Below are 9,973 nucleotides of genomic sequence, written 5' to 3' on the forward strand. Positions count from 1 at the left end.
AACTCACATCTAGGATGGAGACATTTTGCTGTCCACTGGTGAGGAAATTGCTCAAGCATCCTGACTTTCTCTCTGTCTAAAGTGATAAAAGAGGGATAGTTCCGATACAGCGTCTTGCCATTCCGGTTTGGCAGTGGTGGTGGCCATTAACCCATCAATGGGGTGGAAGGTTTTGCAAACGGCACAGCGCACTTTAGGCATGCCCTGATTCTTGAACTCTAGGATTTCCTCCCGCTCTAGCAATCCTTTACAGGTTTGGGTAGGGCAGGGAATATAGAGGCGAGGGTCAATGCCTTTCCAGAAAGATTTAACGAGCCATATAATTTCGGCACAGAGATGCCCGAGAAAGCCAGTGGGGTAAGCGGCACGGACGGTGACATAGAGATCGCCACCAATTTCTTCAATAAAGGCACGACCGTTAAATTCGTCGTCCAGAATCAGGCCATTTTTCCAGTGGCGACTATTGTAGTAGTTCTTATGTAGTAGTTCTTACGGCCCAAGGAATAGCGATGGAGGCGGACAATAAGGCGATACATCAAGCCTTCGGCTTCTACGGTGCGTCCGGTTTCTTTGTCGATCAGACGACAGACTTGGGTTCGCTCTGTATCACCGGGTTGCAATACCCAGTCTTGCTCCCAGTTTGCCGGTCGTTTGCTAGGGACCAGTTGGGCAATTAGGCTGGTGGTTTGGGCTTCCGCATCGGGCAGTTCGACCTGATAGGACAGATCGAAGCGTTCCATCAACTTGCAAAAGACGGGATGCAATTCGAGGGGATAGCGATCATCGCCTCGGGCTGAGTCATTCCACAATTGGCTGAGACGACTATGGCGAACAAGGCCATTCTGGGCTTTGACCTGTGGGTCTTCTAGAACAAAACTGATGGCTTTACTCAACCACTCGGGCTTCAGAATAACGGTATCTTTGAGGGTCGGATCGGTACTGTAGTGAATCAGGTGGCCTAACTCGTTGAGGATGGCTACGTAGGTTTTGGCTAAGTCTAAATCTACCTGCTGTTCGGTGCAGAGAGTTTGAAACTGTTCGTATTTAATCCAGGGTTCGGTTTGGCTGCGTTCACGAACTGCTTCTATCACTCGTTGCCAACTCGCAGCCACAGCACGCCCGACTTGGGGGATTTTTGCTGCAGTCTGGGCAATACACTGTTTAAGATCATCGAGCTGAAACTCAGTTTTGCTATCGATATGGTGGAATCCGACAATTAAGTCCCCAAATTCGTCGCGGAGGGCTTGCTCATCTATATGATCGAGCCGTTCGTTGGGGCCACCGTGGGTTGCTACGACAAAAATATAGGGTTTGGCTTCGGGCTGGGCATCGTCATAGGCGCGATGTTTGACCATTTTGATCCACTCATCCACCCGACATTGCTCTGGGCCACGGCGAGGATTCCAGACGGCAAGATAGATTGCGGGGGCAGTGAAAAAAAGCTGATGGGTATGGCGATAGATACTTTGGCCCCCAAAGTCCCAGCCATTAAAGGTAATATCTGTGCCGCTGTGGGTATCTTGAACGACGAGGGACTTGATATCGACTTCAACGCCATGAGTTGTTGCTCGATTTTCGACCCACGGATCACCCCGAAGTGATGCCAATAAGCTGGTCTTACCGACTTCGCCTTCGCCAATCAAAATAAGCTTGGCTTCATTTAATATAATTTGGCGCTCTGCTTGGGCCTGTAAATAGGTAAGGATGCTCTTCAGTCCTTGTTTTTGTGCTGCTGCTCAGGATTGAGCGGGTTATTTTCAAGGCGTAGCGTCGCCAGCTTGGCGAGTTGTCCGAATTCTTTAGGGACCTGCGTCAGTTGATTTTGGTAGAGGTAAAGCTCCGTCAGATTGGCGAGTTGTCCGAGTTCTTTGGGGACCTGCGTCAGTTGATTGTGGGAGAGGTCAAGCCGAGTCAGATTGGCGAGTTGTCCGAGTTCTTTGGGGACCTGCGTCAGCTTTAAATTACTCAGGTCCAGAGCAGATGCCGCTGTCCTTTTGGCTTCTGCAATCCGTTGCTGAGCTTTTTGATATCCTTCGTTAGAAGTCATCGTCAATTTTTATCGTTACCCACCTATTTATAGGTGCATTAACAGAAAATAGATGATAATTCCCAGAAAGTCTTTGGATAGTGGACAGCACTTTAAATCATTCCGTCTACTGAAGATAACGCTCGATCACTTCAATTGCCATAACCACTCCATCTTCACTTTGAATTTGTCGACTGAGTTCTCGGGCTTTGTGCTGCATGGATGGAGTGTCAGTAATGGCCTGAATCCTGGTAGCTAAAGTTTCAGCTGTTAACTCAGCAAAAGAAAGTGGTGCAGTTCCAACCCCTAACTGTTCTAGCCGTTTTCCCCAAGCAGGCTGATCGGCAAAAAACGGCACAACAATAGAAGGCGTTCCAGCCCTGAGTGTGGCGGCAGTTGTACCCGATCCACCATGGTGGATGGCAGCAGTTACCTGGGGTAGAAGCCAATCATGAGGTACTTCCTGAGTCACATAGAGAAAATCAGGCACTTCTGTGGTTGTAAATCCTCCCCAACCCGTACAGAGAATAGCGCGCTGTCCAGTCTTACGGAGGGCTGTGATAATAGCGTCAACCATCATTTCAGGATTGCAAGCCATCATGCTACCAAAGCCAATATAAAAGGGTTTTGGCTCAGCTTGGAGAAATGATTGCAACTCAGGAGAGGGCGTGTAATGCGTTGAATTATCCAGAAATAAATAACTGCCCTGATGCACATGAGATGGCCAATCCGAGGGTGGTGGCAAGACTGCCTCGCTGTAACAGTTGAGAACAGGGAGTGGTGATAGGTGGGGTGGGTGGGAGCGACGATAGCGTTTTCCCATTCGTGAGAGAGGAGGCAACTGCAGTACCTCTTGCCTAAACTGATTCATCAGTAGTCGGCTTTTTTGCCAAGAGAGAAACTCTACCAATCGAAATGTAAAGACGTTGAAATAACTGGCTAATGTCCCTTGGGAAGCATCGGCAAATTTGAGAAACGGATAAGAACGGGTGGCGGTAACGGGGATTGGCGTAACCAAAATAGCTGGAATATTGAGTGCTTCAGCCAAGTGATATCCCCAAGCCGCTAAGGGGGCAAAAATTAGTAAGTCACTCCCCTGACAAGCATTCCAGGCATCGTAATATTGCTGCCACCGCAATTGATCATCGACTAAAGTGACATTTGTATTGCCCTGGAGCAAGGCCAGCCCATCTGGTGTGGATAGAAGCTGTCGAAAGTCACCTGCAATGGGGGCAAAGGGGATACCCAGCTCTTGAACAAAATCTGCAAAGTTAAAGCTAGCCGCTAACGTTACCAAATAACCTTTGGCTATCAGACCCAGGGCTAAGGCACAAAAAGGCTGAATATCTCCTCGGGAGCCGATCGTCAGGATAGTGATTTTTGTCATGAGAGCAGGGTCTCTTGCAAAACCTGTTGGTGGCTCAGGGCGTGCTGAGTGCGATTGGCAATCTCATCCCTCGACAAGGCTGTCCCCTTATGAAAATGCTCCAGCCAGCTTTGGCAAATCACCTCTGGGTCGTCAGGGATTTGATCTAAATCCCAGCCGGGACACTGTTGGGCTTGCATAAACTGGCGAACTTTTGGGTCATAGCTGAGGGCAAAACAGCGGTTACCCTCGGCAGCAGCCATAATTAACCCATGAAGGCGCATAGCAATGGTCATATCGACGGTTTGGAACACCCCCTTCAAGTCACTGGGATTGGTCAAACGAATCAGTGAACTATAGTCAGGAATTTGGTCGTGGATAGATTGGGCAATCTCCAAATCCTGGGTGGCTTGAAACGGGACAATCAGGATTTGGGCTTGGGTTTGAGCTTGGAACTTGAGCAGAGCTGTGGTCAGGTTTTGCAAACGAGGGGGAGTGAGTTGGGGATGCGACCTTAACACCAATGCCACCTTAGGTGATGGCAGCCTATCCACCCATCCCACCGGTTTAGCGGCTAAATTCCAGACTGGATCAGGGGCAACTTGGTAAGGAATTCCCCAATCTTCGATATATTTAGCCGAGGCTGGGTCGCGCACGCTTACCGCAGAGCAGTTGCGAAATGCTCGTCGAGCCAGAACTTGAATGCTTTTGCGCTTGAGGGGGCCAATGCCTTGAGCCCAGGCAATGGTTTTTAAGCCTAATCCTTGGGCCAATCCCATCAGGCCAATATAGTAGACCGGACTGAGGGCACTGGTGGCATCTTGAATTAGGCTGCCGCCGCCCCAAATAAAGGCTTGAGACTGTTGGATGGCCTGAAACACACGGATCGAATTATTGCGATCGCACGTCTCCACCTGATACTGTCGTGCCGTTTGCTTGGGATTAGCAGACAACACCAAGGGCGACACCTCCTTCGGCAGCATTTGCAGTAGGGTCGCGAGCAAAGCTTCATCGCCGCCATTGCCGAAACCATAGTAGCCACTTAAAATTGCCCGCATCGGTTTCAGACCTCTCCCAATCCAATCTTCTGTAAGATTATCCTAGACAGCCCCTTATTCATGTATCGGTTATGCACGCCCTCTCAATTCCCACCTGGATTATTCACGTCTCCAGCGTCATCGAGTGGATTATGGCTATTTGGCTGATTTGGACTTATAGCGAAGTCAGCCAAAACCCTACATGGCGGTGGTTTTCTCTAGCAATGTTGCCTGCGTTAGTAGGGGCAATGTGTGCCTGTACCTGGCATTTCTTTGACAACCCTGCCGAGCTGGAATGGCTTGTTACCCTGCAAGCATCCATGACCGTTCTCGGCAATATCACCCTCTGTGGTGCGGCTGCCCTGCTCTGGTCCCAACGCCAGCCCAACCCCGATGCTTAATCTGTTTATCCATGGCTACTAAAGACGCACTCTTTGCTATTTCCCTGATTCCCTACCTAGGGTTTCTGTGGTTTTTAACCCGCTCGGGTCAAGCCCCTCGATTGGCGTTGATTGGGTTTTACCTAACTCTGCTATTTATTGCCGTTACCGTCCCAGCAGGCATTTATGCCCTCAAGACCTATGGGGTTTCCTTAGCCAATGTCGATTGGCTCCACGGTTCGGCAGAAGTCTTTTTGACCCTATCTAATATTGTGATTGTGTTGGGGTTCCGTCAGGCCATTCTGCAAACCCAACAGGAATCAGATTAAAGGGTTTTCAAATATTCCAGTAAATCAGCCATCTCTTGGGGATTGGCTTGAAACTTGGGCATCGGTGGTGTTTTGCCACTCGTAATTTGATAAATCAAACCCACTTGTGATCGATGCGCAGCAACTCGATGCAGGCTGGGACCGACTTTGCCAGCCCCTGAAGTGCCGTGACAACCCGAACAGTTGAGCTGAAAAATAGCATTCCCTTGAGCAACGGTGCCTTCATGATGCAACACATCGCGCACATAGGGATCTGACAGACGGAGCTGGTACACAGCACCAATGATCACCGCGATCACAAGGAACCAGCTGAGAGCGACCAATAATGCTTTTTGAACATTGAGGTCAGGATTCAGGGTTTGCTCTGATTTGATTGCAGGATCTTCCAAAAGCGTTTCAAGGACTATTACGGCTTAATCTTAAGATTTTTTGTAAGAATGGATAACATATCTTAATATAACCTTCAGCTTTACCTCCCGTCATTGATTGATGATTTGCCGCATATAGTCGCCCCACACAGCCGCCGCCTGGGCACTACTACCTGATGTAGGGCTATTGTCATCGTTGCCGAGCCAAATTCCTGTCAACAGGTTACGGCGAGGCACGTAACCCACAAACCATAAATCTCGGCCCAAATTAGTGGTGCCCGTTTTCCCAGCAGCCCCTTGAGCAACCGCAGCACCTCGCCCCGTCCCAGATTGGACCACTTGGCGCATCATATCTTGCATCACCACAGCAACCCCAGGATCGAGCACTTGAGTGCTGGCAGTTTGGGTGCCATCATAGATGACCCGGCAGGTCGAAATAGAACGGGAATCTTTACAATCCCCTGCATCAAGCACCTGGCGAATCGCTCGGGGGGTATGACGACGACCACGATTGGCCACTATAGCGAACGCCCGTGTCAGTTCCAGAGGCGTTACTTCACTTTGCCCTAATACCAGGGCGGGAACCGCCTGCAAGGGAGAGGTGATTCCCAGTTGGCGCGCCGTTTGAATCACTCTGGCAATGGTCACATCTTGGGCCACGCGCAAAGCCACCACATTCTCGGACAGGGCAAACCCTCGAAACATATCAATATTGCCGCTGCCGCCATTCTGGCAGCCCGTAAAGGTCTGCCCCTGCCACGTCAACGGAGAGCAGGAATAGGTTTTATTCGGGGAGATATTGGCATCCACGGCTGCCGTATAGCCAAATAGCTTAAAGGTTGACCCTGGCTGCCGCTGGGCTTGGGTAACGCGGTTAAACTGACTTTTACTAAAGTCGGTGCCGCCCACCAACGCAATAATTTCCCCCGCTTCGTAATCCACGGTGAGTAACGCCCCTTGGGAATAGCCAAAGGTTGATCCAGAGGTAGCGACGGCATTGGCCAGGGTTTGTTCAGCCGTATTTTGAACCGCCAGATCTAAATTAGTAGTGACAATAAAATTGCCTTCTTGGGCCAGACTAGCCCCTAATAATTCCTCTAGCTCGTCAAAGACATAGCTGTAGTAGTAGGGAGCCTTTACACTTTGCAGCTCTTCGCGGGCTTTGGGGCTAATTTCGATGCGGGAACGACGGGCACGGTTGGCGTCTTCTTGGCTAATTCGCCCTTGCTGAGCCATGCGAGTAATAACTCGATTACGGAATTCTAGAGCCGCATTGTAATCCTGGACAGGGTTAAAGGCATTGGGAGCAGGCAAAATGCCTACGAGGGTAGCAGATTCGGCAATGCTTAAGTCTTTGGCTGACTTATCAAAGTAAAAGCGAGCCGCATCTTCAAACCCATTAGCATAGATTCCTAAATAGACCTTGTTTAGATACGTCAATAACAAAAAGTCTTTGCTGTAGTAAGTCTCTAACTTAAGAGCAACGACGGCTTCTCGGAATTTTCGGTCTAGGGTGTCTTCACTACCGACATAGCTACGAAAGACGCTGCGGGCCAACTGTTGGGTAATGGTACTGGCACCTTCCCGAACGCTGCCCCCAGCCACATTTGTAATCACCGCCCGGACAATGCCAATCGGGTCGACTCCCATATGCCAGTAGAATCGGCTATCTTCCGAAGCCAGTAGAGCATTCACAATATGGGGGGAAAAATCATCCAGACTTTTTAACTCCCCATGGACCGTATCCCGACGGCGTGCCAAAGGCGTTTGGTCTCGGGACAGAACGACGATGGGCCCTTGGTTGGTGGTGGGTAAAGGGCGAACGTTGAATTTCTGCCATTCAGCAGCCACCAAGATTAGGGTTAAACCCACGACACCTGCAGTGCCATAGAGAAGATAGCGCATGCCCCGCACATACCAGGGTGGTGGATCAATATATTCCACACTGACTGCGGCTTCTAAGGCAGCAGGGCCTAAGGTCAGGACATCCTTGTGGCGCAAGGCATGGGAGTCCACCCGACGCTTGCGGCGGAAAATACCGTTGGTGGATTGCTCATCCCGGATCAAAAAGGTGCGGCGTTTGCCATCCCGCTGAATTGAGGCATGCACCTGGCTGACAATGGGGTTACGAATCACAATGTCGCAGGTGCGGGCACTGCGGCCAATAATATAGCGATCGCTAATCAGAGGATAGCTTTGCGGTTCCCCTTCACCGGAATTTATTTTTAACTCTGGTACCCGAGCATTCCGCTTCAGGGTAAGCTTTGACAGATCTGCTTTGGCTTGAATGGTACGAACCACCTGCGTCACATTCCCTAGAAAGGTTTTAGACGGCGAAGGTTTTGGAGATGTCATGGGCAAATCTCAATCGTCAGTTTGATGGCTCGGAGAGTGCGTCGTACAGGGGTTCTTCAGGTTTGATCTTATAAGCTATGCATGGCACAGAGGGCTATTTCTCTATCCTACTGGGCTGATGTCGAATGCTGCTGTGATGGACTGAATTGGTATTGAACGCTCGTCTCTCCTATTTAGCACTTTTCCCCCATATCAGGGTGTATTGGCGATCATTGACCCTCGCCTTAGCCTGCACGGTGGTCTATGTGCTGTCCATGCCCATGATTGCCTTTCTGATCGGTCAAGCGGCCCAGTATGTGGGCGATCAAAACCTACAGGCCCTCCTTTATTTACCTGCCGTTGTCGGCCTGTTTTTTGTGATTCGAGGTGGGTTTGAATATGGTCAAGATGTCTTGATGGCCCAAGTGGCTTTTGATATTACGCTGAACCTGCGTCGTCGCGTTTATGCCCAACTGCAACAGCAAGAACTGCCCTATTTTCAGCAGGCCGCCACTGGAGATTTGGTCTATCGGTTAACAGAAGATATTGATCGAATTGGCGAAATTCTCAATCAACTCTTTCATCAATCCCTACCTTGTGCCCTCCAGCTTGTAGCGGTTCTGGCCTATATGGTCTATCTCAATTGGCCCTTGACGGTCGCTGCTTTGGTGCTGGCCCCGTTGGTGGGCTGGGTGATCGGTTGGTTTGGCGAGCGCTTATTAGCCTTTGCCCGTCGCAGCCAAACCCAAATGGCCCACTTGGCTAGCCTCCTGACAGAGACCCTCAGCGGTATAGCAGTGGTGAAAGCCTATGGAGCCGAAGATTATGAAATGGAGCGCTTTATGCAGGTGGCTCGACAAAGCCGTCAGGCCACGTTTGCAGTTGAACGGATTAAAGCGATTCAATATCCGATTGTTGGCATTATTGAAGCGATCGCAGTCTCGCTACTCTTTCTCTTGGGGGGATGGCAGATCAGTTTGGGGCAGCTGACGCCCAGCCAATTTATTAGCTTTGTGGCGGCGGCAGTCTTACTGATTGATCCAATCAACCTAATCACTGAAAACTACAACAAGTTCAAACAGGGACAAGCTTCTATCGACCGCGTCCAGGCCCTCCTTGACCTGCCTCCTTACCCTGAACCCCAGAATGCAAAGCCATTGCCCCAGATTAAAGGTGCGGTGGAATTTAGCCATGTGTCCTTTGCCTATCATCCTCAGCAGCCTGTTTTCGAGAATCTGAGTTTTCAGGCGCAACCCGGAGAGACCGTAGCCCTGATCGGTCCATCCGGTGCAGGAAAATCAACATTGGCTCATCTGTTACTGCGCCTGTATCAGCCTTTGGCAGGCCAAATTCTGATAGATGGGATTGATCTGCAAACCATTACTCGACTGAGTTGGTATCAGCAGATTGGTATCGTCCCGCAGCACACCTATTTATTCTCAGGTACGATCGGCCAGAATATTGCCTATGGTCAGGCTGACTTTGACTTAGCCCAAGTCCAGAAAGCTGCTGAAATCGCCAATGCCAGCAAATTTATTCAGCAACTGCCCCAGGGTTTTTATACCTATTTAGGAGAACAAGGTACGACGCTTTCAGGGGGACAGCGACAGCGAATTGCGATCGCACGAGCCATCTTTCATAATCCCCGCATTTTGATTTTGGATGAGGCCACCTCTGCTTTGGATACGGAGTCAGAGGCGTTGGTTCAGACTGCCCTGGAGAACCTCATGGGCAGTCGCACAGTTATCCTGATTGCCCATCGTCTCACGACCGTTCTTAACGCAGATCGTATTGTCGTGCTTGAAGAAGGCCACATTATTGAATCAGGTACCCATCAACAGCTAATGGCTAATGTTCACTCCCGCTATGCCAGCCTGTATGCGAAGCAGTTGAGGGGATAGGGTTCAAGATATTACCTATAGTGCACCTCATAGATGGCTCTGATTGATTTTTCTCAGACCACTATATTTGACCCGTTGTCGAACTAAGACGGCGGGTCTTTTGACGCCAGCAAAGGATTTCACGAGAATACCGAGTGTGCGACCCGTTCCTACACGAAAGGCTGAAAAGCTAATAAGGTAGGGCTTCTGGGAGATAACCCCTTTGGGTTGAGTTCGCACTTTAATCTCTCTC

General features: G+C 50.0%; 11 protein-coding genes. 3 read left to right on the forward strand and 8 right to left on the reverse strand.

The window, feature by feature from the left end:
- Positions 1–51: 51 nt before the first annotated feature.
- The 5 genes from Q0991_RS04155 to csaB all read right to left on the reverse strand — a co-directional run bounded on the left by Q0991_RS04155 (position 52) and on the right by csaB (position 4,450).
- The gene (locus Q0991_RS04155; RefSeq protein ID WP_299485786.1) at positions 52–201 is read right to left on the reverse strand and encodes a hypothetical protein; all 150 of its coding nucleotides are present in this window, start codon (positions 199–201) and stop codon (positions 52–54) included.
- A gap of 236 nt (positions 202–437) precedes the next feature.
- Positions 438–1,643 (reverse strand): COR domain-containing protein, encoded by a 1,206-nt coding sequence (locus tag Q0991_RS04160; RefSeq protein WP_299485788.1) that lies wholly within the window; start codon positions 1,641–1,643, stop codon positions 438–440.
- Between the two features lie 68 nt (positions 1,644–1,711).
- Positions 1,712–2,047 (reverse strand): hypothetical protein, encoded by a 336-nt coding sequence (locus tag Q0991_RS04165; RefSeq protein ID WP_299485790.1) that lies wholly within the window; start codon positions 2,045–2,047, stop codon positions 1,712–1,714.
- A gap of 106 nt (positions 2,048–2,153) precedes the next feature.
- Positions 2,154–3,413 carry a glycosyltransferase gene (locus Q0991_RS04170; RefSeq protein WP_299485792.1) on the reverse strand — a complete coding sequence of 420 codons (1,260 nt, stop codon included), beginning with the start codon at positions 3,411–3,413 and terminating at the stop codon, positions 2,154–2,156.
- Positions 3,410–4,450: a polysaccharide pyruvyl transferase CsaB gene (gene csaB / locus Q0991_RS04175; RefSeq protein ID WP_299485794.1), complete on the reverse strand. Its 1,041-nt coding sequence runs from the start codon at positions 4,448–4,450 to the stop codon at positions 3,410–3,412. Before csaB ends, Q0991_RS04170 begins: the two co-directional genes overlap by 4 nt.
- A 71-nt stretch (positions 4,451–4,521) precedes the next feature.
- On the opposite strand from csaB, the gene Q0991_RS04180 reads away from it, so the two are divergent.
- Together Q0991_RS04180 and Q0991_RS04185 are read left to right on the forward strand one after the other, a co-directional pair.
- Positions 4,522–4,830, forward strand: coding sequence for a DUF2499 domain-containing protein (locus Q0991_RS04180; protein WP_299485796.1), 309 nt, complete (start codon positions 4,522–4,524; stop codon positions 4,828–4,830).
- A gap of 11 nt (positions 4,831–4,841) precedes the next feature.
- The gene (locus Q0991_RS04185) at positions 4,842–5,138 is read left to right on the forward strand and encodes a DUF3593 domain-containing protein (RefSeq protein ID WP_299485798.1); all 297 of its coding nucleotides are present in this window, start codon (positions 4,842–4,844) and stop codon (positions 5,136–5,138) included.
- On the opposite strand, the gene Q0991_RS04190 is transcribed toward Q0991_RS04185, so the two are convergent.
- Positions 5,135–5,527, reverse strand: coding sequence for a cytochrome c (locus tag Q0991_RS04190; RefSeq protein ID WP_299485800.1), 393 nt, complete (start codon positions 5,525–5,527; stop codon positions 5,135–5,137). The two genes, Q0991_RS04185 and Q0991_RS04190, sit on opposite strands and share 4 nt — an antisense overlap.
- Positions 5,528–5,617: 90 nt before the next feature.
- Positions 5,618–7,861, reverse strand: a complete 2,244-nt coding sequence (locus tag Q0991_RS04195) for a PBP1A family penicillin-binding protein (protein ID WP_299485802.1) — start codon at positions 7,859–7,861, stop codon at positions 5,618–5,620.
- A gap of 152 nt (positions 7,862–8,013) precedes the next feature.
- Here Q0991_RS04195 and Q0991_RS04200 point away from each other — a divergent pair, with 152 nt between their 5' ends.
- Positions 8,014–9,741, forward strand: a complete 1,728-nt coding sequence (locus Q0991_RS04200; RefSeq protein WP_299485804.1) for an ABC transporter ATP-binding protein — start codon at positions 8,014–8,016, stop codon at positions 9,739–9,741.
- 27 nt (positions 9,742–9,768) lie between these two features.
- Here Q0991_RS04200 and Q0991_RS04205 read toward each other — a convergent pair.
- A partial coding sequence (locus Q0991_RS04205; protein WP_299485806.1) for a hypothetical protein occupies positions 9,769–9,973 on the reverse strand: 205 nt, incomplete at its 5' end.

The organism is Acaryochloris sp. IP29b_bin.137, from assembly GCF_028285745.1.
Taxonomy (GTDB): Bacteria; Cyanobacteriota; Cyanobacteriia; order Thermosynechococcales; family Thermosynechococcaceae; genus Acaryochloris.